Below are 21,585 nucleotides of genomic sequence, written 5' to 3'. Positions count from 1 at the left end.
TCAGGCGGACCAGCGCGCGAATATCGCGGTCGGCAGCAGCAGCCCGCGCGCTTCCTCGCGCACCGCCAGCTCCCCGACCTCGATCGTGCCGCCAAGATGGGCCAGTTTCTCGTTCAGCAGCGAACCAAGCGCCAGCGCCGACATACGCACGGCATAGACCGTGAGAAACATACAGCGGCTTTCGGTGTCGAGCAGCTTGCCGCAATTCTCAACCAACCCTGCCAGATGTTCTTCCAGCCGCCAGATTTCACCATCCGGCCCGCGGCCGTATTTCGGCGGATCCATCAGGATCGCGTCATAGCGCCGCTCGCGCCTTACTTCGCGGGCGGCAAATTTGGCCGCATCGTCGATGATCCAGCGGATCGGGCGGTCGGTCATGCCCGACAGAGCCGCATTGTCGCGCGCTGCCGTCACCGATTTCTTCGACGCATCGACATGGACCAGATTGGCGCCCGCTGCCGACAGCGCCAGCGTACCAACGCCGGTATAGCCGAACAGATTCATCATCTGCGGCATTTCGACATCCTGCAGATTGCCACGGAACCAGCGCCAGACCGGGTCCATGTCGGGGAAATAGGCAAGATGCCGGAACGGCGTACACTGGGCCGTGAAGGTGACTTCTTCCCAGTCCATCTGCCAACCGTCCGCCGGCACATTATTGTTCAGATGCCAGCGTCCGCCGCCATCATCGTCAGAGGCGGGAATGAATTCGCCATCCGCCTGCCAGTCGTCACGGGCTGGCGCCCACATCGCCTGCGGCTCGGGGCGGATGAAATGATATTGACCGTAGCGTTCCAGCTTGCGGCCATGACCGGAATCCACCAGCGTATAATCACTACGCGGGTCGCTGATCATCAATATCGGGTTGGCGCTGCTTTCAGCCATCGGTCGGCGTGGCGTTGGACATGATAAAGTCTTTTACCGCGTCATAGTCACCCGGCAGTTTCGTATATTTTTCCTCTCGGTCAAACAGATCGCCAACCCGGCGCGGCAGTGATGGACGGATGCCGGTCGCCCGTTCCACTGCATCGGGGAATTTCGCCGGATGGGCCGTAGCCAGCGTAACCACCGGAACGGACGGATCGAGATCGACATGCTGCGCCGCCGATAAGCCGATAGCGCTATGCGGGTCGATGATCTGGCCTGCTTTGTCCTGCGCCCAGCGCATGGCCAGCGCCATGTCATCCGGATCAACGCGATGGCTGGTGAATAGCGACGCCGCCGTTTCCCGCATCTCGGAATCCAGCTGCATATTATGATTTTTCTCGAACTCCGCCATGCGCGCTGCGGTTTTGGCGCCGTCGCGCCCTTCCAGATCGAAGAGCAACCTTTCGAAATTGCTGCTGACCTGAATATCCATTGACGGGGCAGCGGTCGGTGTCACGGTGCCGGTGGAATAGTCGCCGGCACTGAGCGCCCGGTGGAGAATATCATTCACATTGGTCGCCACGATCAGCCGCTCGACCGGTAGCCCCATTTTCGAAGCGACATAGCCGGCGAAAACATCGCCAAAATTGCCTGTCGGCACCGAGAAAGCGACTTTGCGATGCGGCGCGCCCAGCTGGCTCGCTGAATAGAAATAATAGACGACCTGCGCCATCAGCCGGGCCCAGTTGATCGAGTTGACTGCTGAAATCGAGAAGCGATTGGTCACTTGCTGATCGGCGAACATCCGTTTGACCATCGCTTGGGCATCGTCGAAGCTACCATCGATCGCGATATTGTGGACATTGGGCGCTAGCACCGTCGTCATCTGGCGCCGCTGGACGTCGGATATCCGGCCGTCGGGGTGGATCATGAAAATATCGACCTTGTCGCGCCCGGCCAGGGCGTCGATCGCCGCGGATCCGGTGTCACCGGAGGTCGCGCCGACCACGGTCAGATGTTTGTCCTGCCGGGCGAGAAATTTTTCGAAGAACAGGCCGAGTATCTGCAAGGCCACGTCCTTGAAGGCCAGAGTCGGTCCGTGGAACAGCTCCAGCAACCATTGCTGTCCGTCGAGTTGCACCAGCGGGGTCACGGCATCATGGGAAAAGCGGCCATATGCCTGCTTGCACAGATCACGCAATTCCCGCTCGTCGAGCGCATCGCCGACAAAGGGCTGCATCACCCGGACAGCAACCTCGACATAGGAAAGACCCGCCATGGCGGCAATTTCCTCCGGGCTGAATGACGGCCATGATTCGGGCACATAAAGGCCGCCATCGCCAGCCAGTCCGGCCAGGGTGACTTGTTCGAAATTCAATGGCGACGCAGCGCCTCTGGTAGAGATATAGTCCATGATGGCGAGCGGGTTAGGACAAGTTGCCGGATTGGGCAACGCCCTTGTTGCGGCCACGCAATGCGAGCAGAAAAATCACCAGCGCGATCGCGGCGAAGATGAACCACTGGACGGCATAGGACATATGGTTGTTGGGGATATCTTCCAGCGCCGGTGGCTGGCTTTTTTGCAGCCCCGCAACCGGTTCGCTGGCCACCAGACGGATGACATATTGGCTGTCCGGCGCGATGATGCCGTCGACCACCCCGCCTGCCCAGTCCGGATCGTCGGGCCGGGTGGACCAGCCGGCAACGATCTGCGCGCCCGGGCCTTCTGCGCCGGCGGTCCGGCACTGGGCGATATGCGCCCAGCCCGACTGCCCGCTGGCGCTTCGTCCGCTGGTGGAGCGCCAGCCGATTACTTCCAGGCAGTTCACGCTTGATTTGCGGAAATAGGGCGCATCATCTTCATCGGGAACAGCCGGATAGGCAATGGCGGGCAACGCGGATGCGGCCGCGTAGCTTTCCAGCAATCCGTTTTTCCATTCGGCCCGCTGCAACTGCCAGATGCCAAGGCCGGTCATGATCGCCACGGCGATCAGGACAAGAATTGTTCCGAATATCGGCAGGCGCCGGATCATGGACTGTTGCTGCTGTCGATACTGCCTTCCCGGGCCTGGTTGCGATGCTCGAGGATCAGCAACAAGGCTTTGGACACACGCAGCGACCCGACCACTGCGGCAACGGTCAGCGGTACCCAGAGCAGGACATGAACCCAGATAGGCGGATGAAAATTGGCTTCGACCGCCAAAGCCAGCCCCAATATGATGGCGCCAACGATCAGGGTGAGAAAGGCCGCTGGCCCGTCGCCGACATTATAATGGCTATAGTCGAGCCCGCAGGCCCGGCATTTATCGGAGAATTTGGTAAGATTGGCAAAGAGTGTCTTCTGCCCGCAATGCGGGCAGAGGCCAAAAAGGGCAGCAGGAAGAACATCCGGCTGCCCTTTTTTATTTTCGGTGTCGGTCAACGCGCTGGCCTAGTGGACCGGTGCGCCCCAGCCGCCCCAGACGTAGATGACGACGAACAGGAACAACCAGACAACATCGACAAAATGCCAGTACCAGGCGGCTGCTTCAAAACCGAAATGCTGTTTCGGGGTAAAGTGGCCCTTGTAGGCTCGCGCCAGGCAGACAATCAGGAAGATCGTGCCGACGAGAACGTGGAAGCCGTGGAAACCGGTCGCCATGTAGAATGCCGAGCTGTAATTGATTCCGGCAAACGGGAATGGCGCGACGCTATATTCATAGGCCTGGATGAAAGAGAACAATACACCCAGAATGATCGTCAGCCACAGGCCGGTGATCATGCTTTTGCGGTCACCGTGGAGCAGCGAATGATGCGCCCATGTGATGGTCGTACCGGAACACAGCAGGATCATCGTGTTGAGCAGAGGCAGTTCGAAGGCGTTGAGAACATCGATACCCTTTGGCGGCCATTGCAGCAGCGCCGCAGCGCCCTCCTGGCCGATATAATTTGTGGTGATGCCATCGACCAGTTCGATCGGCTGGGGGAACAGAGAGAAGTCAAACCAGGCCCAGAACCAGCCGACAAAGAACATGACTTCCGAAGCGATGAACAGGATCATCCCGTAGCGCAGATGCAGCTGAACCACCGGCGTATGGTCGCCGGCATGGGCTTCCTTGATTACATTGGACCACCAGGCAAAGAACGTCAGCGCTACAGCCGAGGTGCCAATCGCAAAGAGCAACGGGCCGAAAGCATAGATATCGCTGTGCATCCAGCGAACCGCGCCAATGGCCATGACAAAGGCAGAAAACGAACCAACCATTGGCCAGATGTCTGGCGGCAGAATGTGATAATCATGATTTTTGGCACCGGCCATAATATTTCCCTAACCTTACTCTCGAATGTCTCTTAGCTGTCGCCCGTACCCTCGTCCAGCGCCTGCTGGTCGATTGAACGGTAAAAGGTATAGCTAAGCGTAATTTCCTTGATGTCCTTGGTTTCCGGATCATCCATGATCGCCGGATCAACATAATATAGCACCGGCATCCGCACCGTCTGCCCGGGCTGCAGGACCTGTTCGCTAAAGCAGAAGCACTGGACCTTGTTGAAATACTGGCCGGCCAGAAGCGGCGTCACATTGAACGTGGCGGTACCGACCACCGGCTGGTCGCTATTATTGGTGGCAATGAAAATCGCCATGTCGCGGGCGCCGACGGTGACATGATCGACCGCCTGCTCCGGTTTGAAGGACCAGGGCAGCGCCGCATTGACATTGGAATCGAAACGAACCGACATCACCTGGCTGGTGCTCTGCACGGTTGCCGCCTGCGCCGCGTCGGCCCGCTGCGTTGTCCCGCCATATCCGGTGACCCGGCAGAACACGTCATACAAGGGCACGGCCGCGAAACCGAGAGCGAGCATGCCGAGCCCCATCAGGGCCGCCATCACGCCGCTGCGGCGATTCTTGTTCGAAAGGGAGGCCTGCGCAGTGGACATCAGGAACCCGACCCGATTTTGACGATTGTGATGAGGTAGAACAGCACAACCATGAAGCCAAGCAGCGCCGCCAGGATGATCGCCCGGTGTTTCTGCCGCGCCTGATAGGCTTTCTGCTCTTCCGCGCTCATCGGCGTGCTAGGCTGATCGCGATCGCTCATGCGGCTATCATCCGGTCGGCGACTACCGCTGCGAACAGCGCGAAGAGATACAGAATCGAGAATTTGAACAGCCGCTTTTCAGCCGCCATGTCGTCCGGGCGCGTGGTCGTGCTGCGCCCGACCTGCCAGGAGAAAACAGAGAATATTGTGCTCAGCACGATCGATGCGACGCCATAGACCAGTCCGGCGAGACCGAGTGCGAAAGGCGCGATAGCGACAACGGCCAGGATCAGGCTGTAGCCGAAAATCTGCTTGCGGGTTGACTGGCGGCCGGCAACCACCGGCATCATCGGGATGCCGGCTTTGGAATAGTCGCTGTTCACGAATAGCGCCAGCGCCCAGAAATGCGGTGGCGTCCAGAAGAAGATGATGGCGAACAGCAGGATCGGCATCAAAGTGACGTCTCCGGTCACGGCGGCCCAGCCGATCGCCGGCGGAAACGCCCCGGCAGCGCCACCGATCACGATATTCTGCGGCGTGCTGCGCTTCAGCCAGATGGTGTAGACCACGGCATAGAAGAAGATCGAGAAAGCGAGAAAGGCCGCGCTGAACCAGTTGACGGCAACGCCCATCAGCAGGACCGAGAAGACCGACAGGCCGATACCGAAATGCAGCGCGGTTTCGCGGTCCATCCGGCCCGCCGGCAACGGGCGGCCTTGCGTCCGCTTCATCACCGCGTCGATATCCGCCTCATACCACTGGTTGAGCGCGGCCGAAGCCCCTGCCCCCAGACTGATCGCGAGGATCGCGGTAAAACCGATCACCGGATGAATCGTACCCGGTGCCGCCAGCATGCCGCACAAGGCGGTAAAGATGACCAGCGACATCACGCGCGGCTTGGTCAGCGCGAAGAGATCTTTCGCGCTGGCCAGTCCTTGTATCGTTTGCGACGCAGTGGTCATGTTGCTTTCCAAGCTAGCGGTTGCTTCTCAGATCACTTGATCTGGGGCAGCGTTTCGAACTGGTGGAACGGCGGCGGGCTGGTCAGGGTCCATTCCAGCGTGGTTGCGCCTTCGCCCCAGTAATTGCCTTCCGCCTTGCGACCGGCCATCAGCGACCAGATGATATTCACGAAGAACACCAGCACGCCGACCAGCATCACGGCATAGCCGAGCGAGCTGATCTGGTTCCAGTAGGCAAACTGCTCCGGATAGTCGGCATAACGACGTGGCATGCCCTGCTGTCCGAGGAAATGCTGCGGGAAGAACAGGATGTTCACGCCGATGAAGAAGATCCAGAAGTGGAGCTGCCCCAGCAGTTCGCTGTACATCCGTCCCGACATTTTCGGGAACCAGTAGTAGAAGCCGGCGAAGATCGAGAAGACCGCGCCAAGCGACAGCACATAGTGGAAGTGGGCAACCACATAATAAGTATCGTGGAGATTGTCATCGATACCGCCATTGGCCAGCACAACACCGGTCACGCCACCAACGGTGAACATGAAGATGAAGCCAAGCGCCCACATCATCGGGGTCTTGAAGGTCATCGAGCCGCCCCACATGGTCGCGATCCAGGAGAAGATCTTGATGCCGGTCGGCACCGCGATCACCATGGTGGCAGCGGTGAAATACATTTTCACATTAACCGACATGCCGGTGGTGAACATATGGTGCGCCCATACGACGAAGCCGACCACGCCAATGGCAACCATGGCATAAGCCATGCCGAGATAACCGAAGACCGGCTTGCGGCTGAAGGTCGCGACAATATGGCTGATCATGCCGAAACCGGGCAGGATCATGATATAGACTTCAGGATGGCCGAAGAACCAGAACAGATGCTGGTACAGCACCGGATCACCGCCGCCAGCAGCATCATAGAAGGTCGTGCCGAAGTTACGATCGGTCAACAGCATCGTAATAGCAGCCGCAAGCACAGGCAGCGAGAGCAGCAGCAGGAATGCGGTAACCAGAACCGACCAGACAAACAGCGGCATTTTGTGCAGGGTCATCCCTGGTGCGCGCATATTGAAAATGGTGGTGATGAAGTTGATTGCCCCCAGAATGGAGGATGCACCCGCCAGATGGAGCGAGAGAATCGCCAGATCCACAGCTGGCCCGACCGATCCGCTGGTCGACAGCGGCGCATAGACCGTCCAGCCGGTACCGGCACCGTTGCCGAGTCCGCCGGGGACGAAGGATGACCCCAGAAGCAGAAGGAAGGCCGGGACAAGCAGCCAGAAGCTGACATTGTTCATCCGCGGGAAGGCCATGTCCGGCGCGCCGATCATCAGCGGCACGAACCAGTTACCGAAGCCGCCGATCATCGCCGGCATGACCATGAAGAAGACCATGATGAGGCCGTGTGCGGTAATCAGCACGTTCCAGAGGTGATAGGCCTGATCCATCGACGCTTCGCTGCCGTTGGAAATGCTGGCCCAGGCCTGCAGATACTGGATGCCGGGCTCGGCCAGTTCCAGACGCATCAGACCGGAAATAGCACCACCGATGATACCCGCGACAATCGCGAAGATCAGATAGAGAGTACCGATATCCTTATGGTTGGTCGACATGAACCAGCGCTGGAAAAAGGCCGGCTTGTGATCCGCGTCATGCGCGTGATCGTCGATATGGCCATCTGCTGTGATAGTTGTCATTGCTCTAACCCTCAGTTGGTCGCAGCAGCTGCGTCAGCAGCCGCAATTTCGGTGGTCGCGTCTTCGGCCGCAGTGTCGGTCGCAGCCGGCTCAGCCGCCGCCCCCTTCACCGTACCGCCATTGGCGAGGACCCAGTTGTTGAATTTCTCTTCCGAGAGCACTTCCACCGTGATCGGCATGAAACCGTGCCGCGCGCCGCAAAGCTCGGAACACTGGCCATAATAGACGCCCTCGCGATCGATCTGCAGAACTTTCTCGTTGATCCGGCCGGGAACCGCGTCCAGCTTGAACCAGGCCGACGGAATGGCGAAGCTGTGGATGACGTCGGCCGCAGTAATCAGCAGCTTGACCGGCTTGCCGACCGGAATGACCATCCGGTTGTCGGCGGCCAGCTGATACGGTTCGCCGCGCGCTTCCGCGTCTTCGGCCGACAGCATGTTGGAAATGACCTCGAAATCACCGTTGTCGGGATAGCTATAGCCCCAGTACCACTGATAACCGGTCACTTTGACGGTCAGCGCCTCTTCCGGAGCGGGTTCAAACTGGCGGGCCAGAAGGCTGATCGACGGAACGGCAATGACCACAAGAATCAGCACGGGAATAACCGTCCAGATAATTTCAATGAATGTATTGTGCGTTGTTTTCGACGGCTCGGGGTTGGCACCGCGACGGAAGCGCACGACGACCCAGAACAGCAAGCCGAGAACGACCAGACTGACGCCGACCATCATCGGAACCAGGATCGCGCTGTTGATCCAGTGAGCGGTCTGGCCGGTTTCGCTGAACTGCTCCTGAAAATCGATGCCGCCATTGACGGGCATTCCGACACCGGGTGTTGGTTTCATCGGGGTATAGAGAGCCGGGTCCGAGGCGGATGCAGTTGCTTCGGCTGCCGCCGGCGCCTCTGCCGCTTCCAGTTCACTGGTCGCCGCCGGTTCAACAGACGGCGCTGCCGGCAACGCTTCCTGCGCCGACAATGCTGCTGGCGTGAGAATCAGGCCAATGGCCAGAATCCATGCTTTCACAAAATGAGTCATATAATCGCTCAACCCTATCTTACCCCAAGTTTCGGTAGTTTTCCGGCGATGGCTGCACGATTGGAATCGCAAAGCCCGCGTCTGGAATAGTCCGATTGCGGCGGCTTATAGGCATGGTTGCCGCCAGCCTCAAGCTACCGAATAGATATTTTTTCAGTTTTTTGCCTTTAATTTTTCTGGCAATGCGGCAGCAATATGCCCATTTGGGCAGAAGGACGCAAATCAGAGCGGGATGAAACATTGACTGAAGACGAGATTTTAGCCGAATTCCGGAACTGCGACGCCTTGTTGCAGGGCCATTTCATCCTCTCGTCCGGACGCCATAGCAGCAAATATCTGCAGTGCGCGCGCTTGTTGATGAACCCGGCGCGCGCCGCCCGTATGGCCGAAGCCCTGGCGGCGCAAATTCCGCAGAATATAAGACGCGCAATCGATATTGTAGTTTCTCCGGCAATGGGCGGCGTTATTATCGGCCACGAAATGGGCCGTGCGCTTGGCCTGGATGCGCTGTTCCTGGAACGGCCGGAGGGAACATTCGAACTGCGACGCGGCTTCCGGCTGGAGCCGGGCCAGAAAGTGCTGATGATGGAGGATGTTGTCACCACCGGCCTGTCTTCGCGCGAAGCGATTCAGGCGATCCGGGAAGCGGGTGGCGAAGTGATTGCCGCCGGGGCGTTGGTCGACCGTTCCAACGGCACCGCGCAATTTGACGTCCCCTTCTTTCCGCTGGTGACGCTGGACGTGCCTTCTTATACCACCGATGAAATCCCCGCAGATCTGGCTGCGATACCGGCGACCAAACCGGGCAGCCGCGCGGAGCCCGCTTCGGCGTGAGCAGCGCCAATCATCTCAGGCTCGGCGTCAATATCGATCATGTTGCCACCATCCGCAACGCACGCGGTGGCGATCATCCCGAACCGGTACGCGCAGCGCTGATGGCTGCAGGCGCCGGGGCGGACGGTATCACTGCCCATCTCCGCGAAGACCGGCGCCATATCCGCGATGACGATCTGACCGTGCTGATGGACACGCTGACCATTCCGCTCAACCTGGAAATGGCGGCGACCGACGAGATGCTGGCCATCGCTTTGCGCCACAAGCCGCACGCCGCCTGCATCGTCCCGGAAAACCGCGAAGAGCGCACGACCGAAGGCGGACTGGACGCCGCGGGCATGCACAACAAGCTGAGCGATTTTGTCGGGCAGCTGCGCGAGGCGAATATCCGCGTCAGCCTGTTCATCGAACCCGACCCGCGCCAGATCGAAGCCGCCATCCATCTCGGCGCGCCAGTCGTCGAATTTCACACCGGCCATTATGCCGAAGTCACGGGCGCGGAACGCGAGGCCGAGCTGCGCCGGATATCCGACGCGGCGGCGCTGGCGGCAAAAAATGGCATCGAGCCCCATGCCGGTCACGGACTGACCTTCGACAATGTGGTGCCCATTGCCGCCATTCCCCAACTGGCCGAGCTGAACATCGGCCATTTCCTGATCGGCGAAGCGATTTTCAGCGGTCTTGACGGCAGTATCAGACAGATGCGCGCGCTGATGGACGAAGCACGGTGAGGATGGTCGCAGATATTTCCTCCCTGCAGCGAAGCTGTGGGGAGGTGGCGCCGAAGGCGACGGAGGGGCACCCCTCCACCACCCTTCGGGCGGTCCCCTTCCCCGTCTGCGACGGGGAGGAAAATCCATGATCATCGGGCTCGGCTCCGACCTCTGCAATATCGAGCGCATCCAGAATTCGCTCGACCGTTTTGGCGAGCGGTTTGAAAATCGCGTCTTCACCGAACTCGAACGCGCCAAGGCCGCGCGGCGTCCTTATACAAAGGCCGGCACCTACGCCAAGCGCTTCGCCGCAAAGGAAGCCTATTCGAAAGCAGTCGGAACCGGCTTCCGCGCCGGCGTCTTCATGAAGGATATCGGTGTGATCAATGCCAAGAGCGGCGCACCGACGCTTGCCCTAACCGGCGGCGCGAAGAAACGGCTCGACGCCCTGACACCGGCAGGATATGAAACATTCGTTCACCTCACACTCACAGACGATCATCCATGGGCACAGGCCTTCGTGATCATTGAAGCCCATCCGCTCTAGCAACAGTGCGCGTGGACCGGAAACCAGAGACCAAATATGTCGATAGATAAAACCGCAGACAGCGGCTCCAGCGAAAAACCGGAGAAGACCGACTGGATCGGCGAATTCAAGAGCATCGCCCTGCTGTTGCTGGCGGTTCTCGCCTTCCACAGTCTGGTAGCCAAGCCTTTCTACATTCCCTCCGTTTCAATGATGCCGGGTCTGCTCGTCGGAGACCGGCTGATTGTTAGCAAATATGCCTATGGCTGGTCCTGGGTCTCGCCGACGTTCCATATCCTGCCGCGCATGGAAGGCCGCCTGTTCGGCAGCTTGCCGGAACGTGGCGACGTGGTGATCCTGACACCGCGGGACCAGAGCAGCGATTATATCAAGCGGGTAATCGGCCTGCCCGGGGACATTGTCGAGCTGCGAGGCGGCCAGATCTTTCTAAACGGCATCGCCGTAAAACAGGAAGTACAGCCCGATCTGCAACTGCCGATCGATGCCAATTCCCCGTGCGGCGAGCATGAATTTCCCGGCGCGCGCGGCACCGACGCAGCCGGCAATCCGGTTTGCAACTTGCCAATTCTCCGCGAGACCCTGCCAAATGGCGCCAGCTACGACATTATCGATCTGGGCCCGCAATATACCGATGATGTGGCACCGATCGAGATACCCGAAGGCCAGGTCTATCTGCTCGGCGACAATCGCGACCTCAGCGCCGACAGCCGGGTCTCCAGCCCGCTGGGTCTGGGTGGTCCGATTCCTTGGGAGAATATCGGCGGACGGGCCGAGTTCATCACTTTCTCGCTTGATGGCACCACGACGCTGAACCCGTTGAGCTGGTGGGGCGCTTTCCGCAGCGGGCGTGCCGGCACCAGCCTGCGGCCGGACAAAGCAGTCACTGCCGCCGAATGATCTGACGCCTAGAGCCGCAATCCCGCGTTTTCGTCCAGACCGGCCATGATATTGAGATTTTGCACGGCCGCGCCCGACGCGCCCTTGCCCAGATTATCCAGCCGCGCAATCAGGCGGGCGTGATAGCCTTCGGCATTGCCGCAAACAAACAGCTCGAGCCGGTCGGTCGGCGGATCATTCTCGCTAATCAGCAGCTCTGACAGATCGCCCCTGCCCTCGACCGAAACAATCGTGGAACCGGCATAGAAGGCGGTCAGCTCTGCGAGCAGTTGCTCCGCGCGCACCGATCCCATCGCCCCGAGATGCAGCGGCACATCGACCAGCATGCCGCGAAAGGCCCGGATCACAGAAGGTGCGAAAATCACATCATGGGTCAGGCCACCATGGATTTTCATTTCCGGCATATGCTTGTGATCCAGATTCAGGCCATAGCTGCGGAAACCGAGATCGGGCTCCTGCGCAAAACGCTCGATCAGCGCCTTGCCGCCTCCGGAATAGCCGGACACCGCGTTCATCACAAAGGGCCAGTCGGCCGGCAGCAGGCCTCTGGCGATCAATGGCGCCACCAGCGCCAGAAAGCCGGTCGGATAGCAGCCGGGATTCGACACGAAACGCGCATCCGCAATCGCGGCGCGCTGGCCTTCACGAAATTCGGCAAACCCGTAAACCCAGCCATCGGCAACCCGGTGTGCGGTCGAGGCATCGATAAAGCGCGTGCGATCATTGTCGACCAGCGCCACCGCCTCGCGCGCGGCATCGTCGGGCAGGCAGAGAATGACAAAGTCGCTGTCGTTGATCGCCTCGCGCCGCGCGGCCGGATCCTTGCGCTGCTCATCGGGCAGCCGGACCATGGCAAATTCTTCCCGCCCGGCCAGCCGGTCGGCGATTTCGAGGCCGGTGGTCCCCACCGCGCCATCTATGAAAACAGTCTGCGTCATAACGGGCCTCAGGACAGTCTTTTGCGCGCCAGTATCGGCTGCTCGGTGGTTTTGGCGAAGCGGGCCACAATATCGGCCAGCGGTTCGATCACCACCTGCATCGCGTGGGATGTGGAGTGGATGATGCGCTCCTTGTCGACCATCAGGCCGACATGATCGGGAAAGAAGACCAGATCGCCGCGCCTCAGGTCATCACCCTCGTCAATATTCTCGCCCAGCGCCGCAAGCTGCTGGTCGGTATCGCGCGGTGCATCGACACCGGTCAGCATCAGGATTGTCTGTACCAGCCCCGAACAGTCGAGACCGTCACCGCTGCGCCCGCCCCAGAGATAGGGCGCACCGATGAGCTGTTCGGCCAGCGCCGCCGTGCCATTGCTGCCGTCGAACACGACCTTCGTGCCGATCGGCTGGACGTGGCGGACATGGACATAGCCCTTGCCGGTTTTCAGAAAATTGCCGCATTCGCTGGCCTCGCCGCAGGCGATCCGCGCGCCCATCGGCAAACGCTTCATCACGCTCGATTTATGGTCCGGCTCGACAAAGACCAGCGCCGCACGGGCAAAGATCAAATGGGTCGGCTCGGGCGTCTTTTTCAACTGCTGCAGCGCATGGACCGGCACATAGCCGACATATTTGTCATGGACGCAATAGCCCCAGGCCCAGTCTCCGGCGATATCCAGCACGTGAAATTGTTCGCCGTGCAGCAGTTCGGAAATCGCCTCGTGATCCTTGCCGGGCAGCTTGCGCAGCATCGCCTTTGGCGCGGAACAGCGCATCGGCATCGCTTCGGCATAATGCGGCGCGAACAATTTGCCGGCCAGCCCAACATCCGCGAGATCGCCACGATGTGCCGTGACCCTTGGATCAAATGTTTCTTCGGGACCGGTCAGAACGAACTTTGCGTGCGCGCCTGTGTCTGCAGTTTCCATGTCCATGCGTTTAGAAATCCCAATAGCGATAAATGTTGTCGGTGGCTCTGCGGCTTGTGCGCCATGTTACAAAGCGATGACAATCGGCCGCCTTTAAACGACCTGGGGGCGTTTAATCAAGCAATGTCGCTTTTGGTGAAGTTCCGGACTGGCATTGCTGCGGCCGGCTGGACCTCGAACCGGTCTGGCGGCGGCGAGAGCGCGGGGCTTCGACGCTCCCGATCCCTGCGGTCTCCAGCCCTGCCGTCCCCATTTCCTGCAGGTCAGCAGAGCAGTGCGGCGCAAACCGATGATCAACCAGAACGCAGCCCCCGAGAAGAGGATGTCACCGGATCAGGAGGCCCGGAAGAGACTGGTCAACAGCGCGTCGGTCTTTTCGTGAATTTCGGAGAGCTGGATCAGCTCCGGCTTCTCATATGCTTTTTTCTCGGTTTCCGTTTTGCTCTGTTCAACCGTTTGCATTTCATACCCCTGTCAACATCGATCGGCCTGATGTGATCCGTCAAGCCTCGCGCGATTCGCGTATCGGATCGCCAAAACTCTAGCCTCACCCCAATCTATGTCAATAATCCGTAGCGACAGAACTGCCCTGGCCAGCGTGATAGCGCCCCCCTGTCTGCCGAAGACCGCAAAAACAGGCAGCGACCGCCAACAAGATTTTGACCGCCATTTGTCGACATGCTAATTTGCACAAAACTGCATATGGAGGCATTTATCTTCAGATTCTTCCCTGCCGTCGCGCTTTTTCTCGCGCTAATGCCCACCCCGCTGGCTGCGCAAGCCGATCCTCCGCTGCTTCTCCGCAATGTTCGCATTCTCGATCTCAGCGGATCAGACCCGGTGCTGAATCCCGATCAGTCCGTTCTCATTGACCGAGGAACGATCACGGCTGTCGGACCAACGGCCGCTGTAACCGTACCCTCTGCTGCCCGCGTGGTCGACGGCGGCGGCCGGATCGCGATGCCCGGCCTTGTCGATATGCACGTGCACGTCTGGGACGAAGCCGCGCTCGGTGCCTATCTGGCGCGAGGCGTGACAACAATCCGCAATGCTTCCGGCATGCCCTTTCACCTGCGCCTCGCGCAAGAAATCACGGCCGGACAAATCGCCGGCCCGCGCCTGATCACGACCGGTCCCATTCTCAACGGCGACGGCCCCAATGCCCAGGTAAACCACCAGATCGTTGCAAACGGCACGGAGGCGCGTGCCGCGGTTCGCGCCCAGCATGATGCCGGATACCGTCGTATCAAAGTCTACTCGAACCTGTCCCGCGAGGCCTATGAAGCAGCGCGCGACGAAGCCAGAGCGCTCGGCATGACGGTCATGGGCCACACGCCCGAGGGCGTCCGGGAACCGGGCATGCCGCGGACTCGCCCGTTCAATATCGCCTTTGAGGAATTGCTGGACGACGGGTTCATGACCTTCGAACATATCGAATCGATCGTCTGGCATGGCTTGCGCGATGCCCATGACGAGGCCGCCGCAAAAAATCTCGCCGCCCGGGTAGCAGCCGCCGGCGTGCCGGTCGATCCGACCCTTCTCGCCTTTTACAATCTGATGCGGGTTGCCGAGACGCGCGGAGAATATCTCGATCGACCCGACGTGAACATATTGAACCCGCTGGTCGTGGCCCAGGAACAGGAAAATTACGACCGCTGGTCCGGCGAAGCAATCGCCCCGGCGCGCGCCGCCTTTGATTTTTACAAACGGGCGACAAAGATTTTCGCCGATGCCGGCGTGCTGATCGTTACCGGAAGCGACGCGGGTATTTTCACCAATATTCCCGGCCAGTCCCTGATCCAGGAACTGCATCTGTTGTCCGAAGCCGGTCTGTCACCTGGTGAAGTCCTGCGCGCAGCAACGCTAAATGCCGCAAGGGCGCTCGGCGAAGCGGATCAAGCGGGCCGCATCGCGCCCGGCCATCGCGCCGACCTCATTCTGCTCGACGGCAATCCGCTGGACGATCTGGATGCTGCGGGGCGTCCGGCCATGGTGATCGCCGGCGGGCATCTCTATGACCGGACTGCGCTGGATCAGCTGCATAAGGCCGCCAGCCAGCCCGATCTCGCGCGAACCCGGAAGAATTTGATCGAAGGTCTGCAGGCGCAAGGCGTGGACCCGTCCATATTGGGCGGACAACCCGCCTCCTGATCAGCGGTTGACCGGCCCGTTGTTCTTCCACCACTCGCCGCCCTGAAAAAGCGGCTTCACAGAGCGCCTCGGCTTGCCTAAAAATTGACAATAGGTTCAAACGGAGGGCCCGCAGGCATTGGCTCAAATTTCATCCTTGTTCGTCCGCAAGGTCATTGCGGCGGCCAGCGATTCCCTGAACAAGCCGTCGCTGTTGCGCGAAATGGGTGTCGATCCGGATGCGCCGCTGGATTTTGACATGCTGGTGTCCGAGGAGCGCTATTATGATCTGTTGCAACGGCTTGCCGAGACCGAAGCCGGGCCGGTAGAATTTCACCTGAGGGCGGGCGCGTCGATGCGTTGCGACGAATATGGCGTGCTGGGACTGGCGTGGAAATCCGCGCCGACACTGCTCGAATCCTTTCGGCGCGCCGTCCGCTATGCCGAATTGATCAACGGCACCAGATTATATTCCGTCCATGAACAGGAGGATACCGTTCTGATCGCGATGGATCGCGAAGCCCGTTCGCCCGGCGTGCGCCTGTCCAACGAAGCTGCGATGGCCTCGTTCCTCGCCTTGTCGCAAGATTCGGTGGGCCGCGCCTTCGCTCCTCTGGCGGTTCATTATCGCCATGGCCCGCCGCCCGGATCCGCAAGCCATTATCAGCAACATTTCGGCTGTCCCGTCCATTTTTCGTCGCAATTCAACGCTCTGGCCGTCCCCAAAGCCGTCGCCCTTGAACCCAATCGGCTGGGCGACACGGCCATGTCCCGCTTTTTCGAAGCGCAGCTCGACCACAAGCTTGCGACGCTGCAGCGGGACATCAGCTTCGAGCAGCGCGTTCAGTCGCAGATTTCCGCAGCCCTGCCGACCGGGGTGCCGAAAAAGGCGGAAATCGCGCGCAAACTGGGGCTCAGCGACCGCACCCTTAACCGGCGACTGGCGGATGAAGGGCTGTCCTTCCAGCGATTGCTGGAGAAATCCCGGTCTGCGCTGGCCAGCGGCCTGCTGGAACAGTCCCACTATAGTCTGGCCGAAATCGCCTTTCTCACAGGCTTTTCCGAGCAAAGCGCGTTCACCCGGGCCTTCAAGCGCTGGAATGGCCTAACGCCACAGGCCTACCGGCAGAACGAATAGCCAGGCAACACAAGTCGGGGGTGGCGCGCTGGGTCAAAAGCTTGGCATGAGGTGTCAAGCAATGGGACCGTCAATTCCCCTAGGTTGCGGTGAGCCAGCACCAGCAGCCTGATTGGCCCACCGGTCAGAATGGTTGATTGTCTTGCGACGCCAAGCAAAGAAGGAATGGAATATGATCAGACTTGTCATCACCGGCATCGCCACATTGGCAGCGATGGCGCTCTGGGCCGCCGGGCTTTTCATCGGTACCAGCGAAGGATGGTGGCACCGTCCCATGACGAGTTCCGCAGCGCCGGCAGATTTCGTTCAGGCCGCCCGCGCAAAAATTGAAACCGGGCATCGCGGAAATCTCGGATTCGCGCTGATTGAAAATGGCAAGCCCGTCGAGAATTTTTCTTGGTCATCGGGATCCCCGGTTGATGAGAATTCCGTCTATCAGGTAGCTTCGCTCGGCAAATGGATTACCGCCTGGGGCGTGATGGCGCTGGTCGAGGATGGTCTGGTCGACCTCGACGCTCCGGTGGAAAATTATCTGGAACGCTGGACATTGCCGGAAAGCAAATTCGATCACGAACAGGTGACCGTCCGCCGCTTGCTCAGCCACACGGCGGGACTGGATGACGGGCTCGGCTATAATGGCTTTGCCACGCCGGATGCCGTCCAGACGCTGGAAGATTCGCTGACCCGCGCCGCCGATGCCTCGCCCGGGAAGTCCGGCGTGGTCAGGGTCGGAGAAACGCCGGGAGCGGCGTGGAACTATTCAGGCGGCGGCTATACCCTGCTGCAATTGATGGTCGAGGAAGTTTCGGGTCTCTCCTTCCCCGAATATATGGAGCAACGGATATTCACACCGCTGGGCATGACGCGGACGACCTTCGATCACCGAAAGGCGCAGGCAATGGGCCTCGCCGAGAATTTCACGCTGGATGGCGATACCGAGCCGTTCCGCTGGTATACGGCGCTGGCGGCGACATCCCTGTTTACCACGCCTGCCGACATGACCACATTCGCTCTCGCCCAGTTGCCCGGAAGCCAGCAGAAGGTTCTGCCTCAAAATATTCTCGCCACCATGGCCACGCCGCACGCGTCATCACTGGGCGCCGACATCTGGGGATTGGGGCCGATGTTGCTCGCACCGGACAACAAGGGCGGTTTCATCATCGGCCATGACGGAAAGAACGAGCCTGCCATCAACAGTGCGGTGCGGGTCGACCCCGCGAGCGGTGATGGCATTGTCATCCTCGAGACCGGCAGTCCCATACTCGCCACCACGATCGCCAGCGAGTGGGTCTTCTGGAAAACCGGCAATGTCGACAATCTCGCCTTCGCCGCCAGGATGGACGGGATGTTCACCTGGATCCTGTTCGGCTGCATCGCGATCCTGATTGTCGGGCTGCTCGTCGGGTGGCGGCAAATGCGCCGCCTGTCCCGAAAGCGAAGACAATCGGCCTGACAGTCCTGTCGTCCGCAGTTATCAGACAGGCTGCTTGCTAACCTTACTGCCCGAAGCGTCCCTGCAGATAGCGCCAGCTCGCGCGCAGGCCGAGCGCTTCACCACCTTGCGGCCGGCCCGGCTTGACCGCCGGTCGCCAGGCGAATGTGTCGAAATGTGCCCAAGGCACCGATTCCGGCGCAAATTTCTTCAGGAACAATGCCGCGGTGATGCAGCCGGCAAAGCCACCCGACGCGCTGTTCACGCAATCGGCGATATTGCTGCTCAGCATCGCGTCATAGCCGGACCAGAGCGGCATCTGCCAGAGCGGATCGCTTTCTTCCTCTCCGGCCTGCAGCAGCCCGTCCGCCATCTCCCGGTCGTCACAGAACATCGCCGGCAGATCCGGCCCCAGCGCAACCCGCGCCGCGCCGGTCAGCGTGGCGAAATCGATGATCAGGTCCGGCTCCTGCTCGCCGGCCAGAGTCAGCGCATCGCCCAGCACCAGCCGACCCTCGGCATCGGTATTGGTAATCTCGACGGTCAGCCCCTTGCGGCTGTGCAATATGTCGCCCGGACGCAGGGCGTTGCCGTCGATCGCATTTTCCACCGCCGGCACCAGCAGGTGCAACTGCACCGGCAGCCTCGCTTCCATCACCATCCGCGCCAGCGCGATGGCATGGGCAGCGCCGCCCATATCCTTTTTCATCAGCATCATGCCGGCCGGCGATTTCATCGAAAGCCCGCCGCTGTCAAAGGTCACACCCTTCCCGACAATCGCGATTTTCGGATCATCGGTCTTGCCCCATTTCAGCTCGAGCAGCCGCGGCGCATGGGCGCGCATTGCCGCCTTGCCGACGCCGTGGATCATTGGGAAATGCTCTTCCAGCGTATCGCCGCGCGTCACCTTCAGCTCCGCGCCATGCTCGCTCGCCAGCTTGTCGACGATGTCCTCAAGCCTGTCCGGGCCCATGTCGGCCGCCGGGGTATTGACCAGATCGCGGACCATCGCGGTTGCCTCGGCCTGCCGCACGGCTTCATCGCGCTGACCGATGGCGTCGTTGACCAGCAGCACGCTCGGCCCCTGCCGGTCGGGCAGTTCCTTGTAACGGTCAAATTCATGCTGCGAGATCAGCCAGCCGAACAGCGCGCCCTTGGCGCTGATATCCTGCAGCCGGTAATTGCCCTCGGGCAGGCTGCCGCCCAGTCTGGCCAGCGACCAGGCATCGAGCTTCGCCTGGTCCGGCACACCCGCCACCACCGAGAAATCGGTTGCTACCGATTTGTCCTCGCTTTTACCGCCGACCGGCGGCAGCAGCAAAAAAGTGTCGGGCTTGCCGGAAAATTGATAGGCAGCAGCCAGCGAGCGGATATTCTCCGGTTGCCCCTTCAACCAGTCTTCAAAACTGCCCGCATCCAGCAACTGGATGGAGCGCGCGGTCTGGCCGGTGTCAGCCTCGATCAATGCCATAAAATCAGTCATTTGCCCGCTATAGCCACAGATCAGGCTGAGCGCGAGACTCTATTCGGCGGCAATCGTGTCGGTATCGACCTGTTTCGCCGGCATTTGATAAATGACCGCGCCGGGCTTGGAAAAGACCATCACTCCGTCGTCAATCGCCTTGTGCCGCAGATTGATGATATCCTTGGGAAAATTCTGGTTGAGCCGCCACGGTTTGCGGTCGCCCTGTTTCGGCAGATTCTTGATCGCGCGCTGGACATAGCCGGAGTTGAAGTCCAGCATCGGTTCGGTCCCGATCAAGCCGTCCGCCGGCAAGGTCGGTGTGGCGATCGGCGTGCCATTCTTGTCCATATAGTTGATCAGGCGACAAACATATTCGCTGGTCAGATCGGCTTTCAGGGTCCAGCTGGCGTTGGTATAGCCCATGGTCATCCCGAAATTGGGAATGCCGGAGAACATGACGCCCTTGTAATTGATCTTCTCGCCAAATTTGACCAGCTTGCCGTCGACCGAAATGGTCGCGGTGCCGCCGGTCAGCATTTTCAGGCCGGTGGCGGTGACGATGACGTCCGCCTCGAGCGTCTTGCCGGATTTCAGCCGGATGCCGTCCTTGGTAAAAGTTTCGACATGATCGGTGACGATCGACGCCTTGCCGGATTTCAGCGCTTTGAACAGGTCGCTGTCGGGCACCAGACACAGGCGCTGGTCCCAGGGATTATAGCTGGGTGTGAAATCGGCCATGTCTACACCGGGGCCCATTTCCTCTTTCACCATTTCCAGCAACCGGCCCTTGAACGCCGCGGGCTTCTTGCGCGCGAGATTGAACATGAACAGGCCCATCAGCACGTTTTTCCAGCGCGTCAGCAGATAGGCGAGCCTGGAAGGCAGGAATTTGCGCAACCGCAAGGCCCATTTGTCCTCGCCCGGCCGCGAAACGATATAGGTCGGGGATCGCTGCAACATGGTCACATGCGCGGCGGTTTCCGCCATCGAGGGCACCAGCGTCACGGCGGTCGCGCCGCTGCCGATCACCACGACTTTCCTGCCCGAATAATCCAGATTTTCGGGCCAGAACTGCGGATGGACAATTTCCCCGGCAAAATCCGCTTTGCCCGGGAAGTCGGGATCATGCCCCTCTTCATAGCTGTAATAGCCCGAGCACATGTGCAGGAAATTGCATTTGACGGTATCGATCGAACCATCGCCACGCTGCAGGCTGACCGTCCACAGGGCTTCGGCGCTCGACCAGTTGGCATCGACGACCTTGTTGTTGAAGTGGATCTTGTCCTGCAGATCATATTCCGCAACGGTTTCGCTGAGATATTCGAGGATCGACGGCGCGTCGGCGATCGCCCGGCGCGCGGTCCAGGGTTTGAAATTATAACCCAATGTATACATGTCGCTGTCCGAGCGGATGCCGGGATATTTGAACAGGTCCCAGGTTCCGCCCAGCCGCTCGCGCGCCTCGACGATGGCGAAGCTCTTGCCCGGGCATCTCTTGGACAGGTGAACCGCTGCGCCGATACCGGACAGACCGGCACCGACAATCAGAACGTCATATATCTTGTTTTCCATACCGCCACCTTACTGACATGATTGTCAGTTGGCAAGCAGTCGCTTTTGACAGGGGCCGGCCGGCGGCTATTCGCTGATCAGGGTCAGGCGGCGGAAGAGCCCCTGTTCCAGAGTCTCGTCGAAACGGCAGCCGACATGGCCATCCCTGCACCAGATTGCGGTCGCGCTGACCGGGCTGCTGCCCTCGAAGCGGAGCCAGACCCGGCTGCCCTCGGCAATGATGCTGTCGCAAGCGACCCGGCAACCATAGATCGAGACATCGACCAGCTCGCCCTTTTTGGCACTTTTGCCATGCTGCCGGATGGCCGTTCGCTGGATCTGCACCGGATGGCGGAACGTCTTGCGCTGTTCGATCAGCGCCGGTTCCACCGTGCGAAATTGCGAGTTCATGTAGCCCATTCCCATCCCCCT

At 60.1% G+C, this 21,585-nt stretch carries 23 protein-coding genes; 8 read left to right on the top strand and 15 right to left on the bottom strand.

All coding sequences use genetic code 11. From position 1 onward, the window contains the following. Genes ACHZCJ_RS14990 through coxB form a run of 10 tightly spaced genes read right to left on the bottom strand, consistent with a single transcriptional unit; the run spans position 1 to position 8,579 of the window. Positions 1-885, bottom strand: a complete 885-nt coding sequence (locus tag ACHZCJ_RS14990) for a class I SAM-dependent methyltransferase (protein ID WP_321327317.1) — start codon at positions 883-885, stop codon at positions 1-3. Continuing rightward, positions 878-2,281 carry a threonine synthase gene (thrC, locus tag ACHZCJ_RS14985; protein WP_321327315.1) on the bottom strand — a complete coding sequence of 468 codons (1,404 nt, stop codon included), beginning with the start codon at positions 2,279-2,281 and terminating at the stop codon, positions 878-880. Before thrC ends, ACHZCJ_RS14990 begins: the two co-directional genes overlap by 8 nt. Positions 2,282-2,294: 13 nt before the next feature. Continuing rightward, the gene (locus ACHZCJ_RS14980; RefSeq protein ID WP_321327314.1) at positions 2,295-2,900 is read right to left on the bottom strand and encodes an SURF1 family cytochrome oxidase biogenesis protein; all 606 of its coding nucleotides are present in this window, start codon (positions 2,898-2,900) and stop codon (positions 2,295-2,297) included. Continuing rightward, a complete protein-coding gene (locus ACHZCJ_RS14975; RefSeq protein ID WP_321327313.1) occupies positions 2,897-3,289 on the bottom strand; it encodes a DUF983 domain-containing protein in 393 nt (130 codons plus the stop codon). The genes ACHZCJ_RS14980 and ACHZCJ_RS14975 overlap by 4 nt, the downstream gene beginning before the upstream one ends. A 9-nt stretch (positions 3,290-3,298) precedes the next feature. After that, positions 3,299-4,165 (bottom strand): cytochrome c oxidase subunit 3, encoded by an 867-nt coding sequence (locus ACHZCJ_RS14970; RefSeq protein ID WP_321327311.1) that lies wholly within the window; start codon positions 4,163-4,165, stop codon positions 3,299-3,301. A gap of 32 nt (positions 4,166-4,197) precedes the next feature. Further along, positions 4,198-4,785 (bottom strand): cytochrome c oxidase assembly protein, encoded by a 588-nt coding sequence (locus ACHZCJ_RS14965; RefSeq protein ID WP_159645457.1) that lies wholly within the window; start codon positions 4,783-4,785, stop codon positions 4,198-4,200. After that, entirely contained in the window at positions 4,785-4,946 is a 162-nt protein-coding gene (locus ACHZCJ_RS14960; RefSeq protein ID WP_159645460.1) for a hypothetical protein, read from the bottom strand. Before ACHZCJ_RS14960 ends, ACHZCJ_RS14965 begins: the two co-directional genes overlap by 1 nt. Beyond that, the gene (locus ACHZCJ_RS14955; protein ID WP_321327309.1) at positions 4,943-5,848 is read right to left on the bottom strand and encodes a heme o synthase; all 906 of its coding nucleotides are present in this window, start codon (positions 5,846-5,848) and stop codon (positions 4,943-4,945) included. The genes ACHZCJ_RS14960 and ACHZCJ_RS14955 overlap by 4 nt, the downstream gene beginning before the upstream one ends. A 32-nt stretch (positions 5,849-5,880) precedes the next feature. Beyond that, entirely contained in the window at positions 5,881-7,542 is a 1,662-nt protein-coding gene (gene ctaD / locus ACHZCJ_RS14950; RefSeq protein ID WP_321327307.1) for a cytochrome c oxidase subunit I, read from the bottom strand. Between the two features lie 11 nt (positions 7,543-7,553). After that, positions 7,554-8,579 (bottom strand): cytochrome c oxidase subunit II, encoded by a 1,026-nt coding sequence (gene coxB, locus ACHZCJ_RS14945; RefSeq protein WP_321327306.1) that lies wholly within the window; start codon positions 8,577-8,579, stop codon positions 7,554-7,556. 240 nt (positions 8,580-8,819) lie between these two features. Here coxB and pyrE point away from each other — a divergent pair, with 240 nt between their 5' ends. The 4 genes from pyrE (at position 8,820) to lepB (ending at position 11,570) form a co-directional block, all read left to right on the top strand. Then, on the top strand, positions 8,820-9,413 hold the full coding sequence (pyrE, locus tag ACHZCJ_RS14940; RefSeq protein ID WP_321327810.1) for an orotate phosphoribosyltransferase: 594 nt from the start codon (positions 8,820-8,822) through the stop codon (positions 9,411-9,413). Next, a complete protein-coding gene (locus ACHZCJ_RS14935; RefSeq protein ID WP_321327304.1) occupies positions 9,410-10,144 on the top strand; it encodes a pyridoxine 5'-phosphate synthase in 735 nt (244 codons plus the stop codon). Before pyrE ends, ACHZCJ_RS14935 begins: the two co-directional genes overlap by 4 nt. A 127-nt stretch (positions 10,145-10,271) precedes the next feature. Continuing rightward, positions 10,272-10,673 (top strand): holo-ACP synthase, encoded by a 402-nt coding sequence (gene acpS, locus ACHZCJ_RS14930; RefSeq protein WP_159645475.1) that lies wholly within the window; start codon positions 10,272-10,274, stop codon positions 10,671-10,673. 36 nt (positions 10,674-10,709) lie between these two features. Beyond that, complete coding sequence (gene lepB / locus ACHZCJ_RS14925) at positions 10,710-11,570, top strand: signal peptidase I (RefSeq protein ID WP_159645478.1); 861 nt, start codon at positions 10,710-10,712, stop codon at positions 11,568-11,570. Positions 11,571-11,578: 8 nt separating this feature from the next. On the opposite strand, the gene argC is transcribed toward lepB, so the two are convergent. Together argC and ACHZCJ_RS14915 are read right to left on the bottom strand one after the other, a co-directional pair. Continuing rightward, a complete protein-coding gene (gene argC, locus ACHZCJ_RS14920; RefSeq protein ID WP_321327301.1) occupies positions 11,579-12,508 on the bottom strand; it encodes an N-acetyl-gamma-glutamyl-phosphate reductase in 930 nt (309 codons plus the stop codon). A gap of 8 nt (positions 12,509-12,516) precedes the next feature. Next, complete coding sequence (locus ACHZCJ_RS14915) at positions 12,517-13,443, bottom strand: NlpC/P60 family protein (RefSeq protein WP_394700139.1); 927 nt, start codon at positions 13,441-13,443, stop codon at positions 12,517-12,519. 57 nt (positions 13,444-13,500) lie between these two features. On the opposite strand from ACHZCJ_RS14915, the gene ACHZCJ_RS14910 reads away from it, so the two are divergent. From ACHZCJ_RS14910 to ACHZCJ_RS14895, 4 genes are all read left to right on the top strand, one after another. Then, entirely contained in the window at positions 13,501-13,935 is a 435-nt protein-coding gene (locus ACHZCJ_RS14910; RefSeq protein ID WP_394700138.1) for a hypothetical protein, read from the top strand. A gap of 204 nt (positions 13,936-14,139) precedes the next feature. Then, positions 14,140-15,588: an amidohydrolase family protein gene (locus ACHZCJ_RS14905; RefSeq protein WP_321327297.1), complete on the top strand. Its 1,449-nt coding sequence runs from the start codon at positions 14,140-14,142 to the stop codon at positions 15,586-15,588. A 118-nt stretch (positions 15,589-15,706) separates the two neighbouring features. Beyond that, the gene (locus ACHZCJ_RS14900) at positions 15,707-16,705 is read left to right on the top strand and encodes an AraC family transcriptional regulator (protein ID WP_321327295.1); all 999 of its coding nucleotides are present in this window, start codon (positions 15,707-15,709) and stop codon (positions 16,703-16,705) included. A 172-nt stretch (positions 16,706-16,877) separates the two neighbouring features. After that, complete coding sequence (locus ACHZCJ_RS14895) at positions 16,878-18,158, top strand: serine hydrolase domain-containing protein (protein WP_321327294.1); 1,281 nt, start codon at positions 16,878-16,880, stop codon at positions 18,156-18,158. Between the two features lie 43 nt (positions 18,159-18,201). Here the strand turns inward: ACHZCJ_RS14895 and ACHZCJ_RS14890 are convergent, their stop codons facing one another. The 3 genes from ACHZCJ_RS14890 to ACHZCJ_RS14880 form a co-directional block, all read right to left on the bottom strand. After that, positions 18,202-19,620, bottom strand: a complete 1,419-nt coding sequence (locus ACHZCJ_RS14890; RefSeq protein WP_321327292.1) for a leucyl aminopeptidase family protein — start codon at positions 19,618-19,620, stop codon at positions 18,202-18,204. 39 nt (positions 19,621-19,659) lie between these two features. Beyond that, positions 19,660-21,174 carry an NAD(P)/FAD-dependent oxidoreductase gene (locus ACHZCJ_RS14885; protein WP_159645496.1) on the bottom strand — a complete coding sequence of 505 codons (1,515 nt, stop codon included), beginning with the start codon at positions 21,172-21,174 and terminating at the stop codon, positions 19,660-19,662. A gap of 66 nt (positions 21,175-21,240) precedes the next feature. Beyond that, positions 21,241-21,564 carry a PilZ domain-containing protein gene (locus ACHZCJ_RS14880; protein WP_394700137.1) on the bottom strand — a complete coding sequence of 108 codons (324 nt, stop codon included), beginning with the start codon at positions 21,562-21,564 and terminating at the stop codon, positions 21,241-21,243. Positions 21,565-21,585: the final 21 nt, after the last annotated feature.

Origin of the sequence: uncultured Parasphingorhabdus sp. (genome assembly GCF_963677535.2) — a bacterium.
In the GTDB taxonomy this organism is placed as follows: Bacteria; Pseudomonadota; Alphaproteobacteria; order Sphingomonadales; family Sphingomonadaceae; genus Parasphingorhabdus.
This window is presented reverse-complemented; position numbering and strand designations above follow the sequence as displayed.

What these genes read in the sequence shown, in the direction of transcription:
- coxB (WP_321327306.1), bottom strand. Translation starts at nt 8,579, where the DNA reads ATGACTCATTTTGTGAAAGCATGGATTCTGGCCATTGGCCTGATTCTC.
- thrC (WP_321327315.1), bottom strand. Translation starts at nt 2,281, where the DNA reads ATGGACTATATCTCTACCAGAGGCGCTGCGTCGCCATTGAATTTCGAA.
- ACHZCJ_RS14915 (WP_394700139.1), bottom strand. Translation starts at nt 13,443, where the DNA reads ATGGACATGGAAACTGCAGACACAGGCGCGCACGCAAAGTTCGTTCTG.
- argC (WP_321327301.1), bottom strand. Translation starts at nt 12,508, where the DNA reads ATGACGCAGACTGTTTTCATAGATGGCGCGGTGGGGACCACCGGCCTC.
- ACHZCJ_RS14980 (WP_321327314.1), bottom strand. Translation starts at nt 2,900, where the DNA reads ATGATCCGGCGCCTGCCGATATTCGGAACAATTCTTGTCCTGATCGCC.
- ACHZCJ_RS14970 (WP_321327311.1), bottom strand. Translation starts at nt 4,165, where the DNA reads ATGGCCGGTGCCAAAAATCATGATTATCACATTCTGCCGCCAGACATC.
- ACHZCJ_RS14955 (WP_321327309.1), bottom strand. Translation starts at nt 5,848, where the DNA reads ATGACCACTGCGTCGCAAACGATACAAGGACTGGCCAGCGCGAAAGAT.
- ACHZCJ_RS14965 (WP_159645457.1), bottom strand. Translation starts at nt 4,785, where the DNA reads ATGTCCACTGCGCAGGCCTCCCTTTCGAACAAGAATCGCCGCAGCGGC.
- lepB (WP_159645478.1), top strand. Translation starts at nt 10,710, where the DNA reads ATGTCGATAGATAAAACCGCAGACAGCGGCTCCAGCGAAAAACCGGAG.
- ACHZCJ_RS14880 (WP_394700137.1), bottom strand. Translation starts at nt 21,564, where the DNA reads ATGAACTCGCAATTTCGCACGGTGGAACCGGCGCTGATCGAACAGCGC.
- ACHZCJ_RS14885 (WP_159645496.1), bottom strand. Translation starts at nt 21,174, where the DNA reads ATGGAAAACAAGATATATGACGTTCTGATTGTCGGTGCCGGTCTGTCC.
- ACHZCJ_RS14895 (WP_321327294.1), top strand. Translation starts at nt 16,878, where the DNA reads ATGATCAGACTTGTCATCACCGGCATCGCCACATTGGCAGCGATGGCG.
- ACHZCJ_RS14960 (WP_159645460.1), bottom strand. Translation starts at nt 4,946, where the DNA reads ATGAGCGATCGCGATCAGCCTAGCACGCCGATGAGCGCGGAAGAGCAG.
- ACHZCJ_RS14905 (WP_321327297.1), top strand. Translation starts at nt 14,140, where the DNA reads ATGGAGGCATTTATCTTCAGATTCTTCCCTGCCGTCGCGCTTTTTCTC.
- ctaD (WP_321327307.1), bottom strand. Translation starts at nt 7,542, where the DNA reads ATGACAACTATCACAGCAGATGGCCATATCGACGATCACGCGCATGAC.
- acpS (WP_159645475.1), top strand. Translation starts at nt 10,272, where the DNA reads ATGATCATCGGGCTCGGCTCCGACCTCTGCAATATCGAGCGCATCCAG.
- ACHZCJ_RS14990 (WP_321327317.1), bottom strand. Translation starts at nt 885, where the DNA reads ATGGCTGAAAGCAGCGCCAACCCGATATTGATGATCAGCGACCCGCGT.
- ACHZCJ_RS14890 (WP_321327292.1), bottom strand. Translation starts at nt 19,620, where the DNA reads ATGACTGATTTTATGGCATTGATCGAGGCTGACACCGGCCAGACCGCG.
- ACHZCJ_RS14910 (WP_394700138.1), top strand. Translation starts at nt 13,501, where the DNA reads ATGTTACAAAGCGATGACAATCGGCCGCCTTTAAACGACCTGGGGGCG.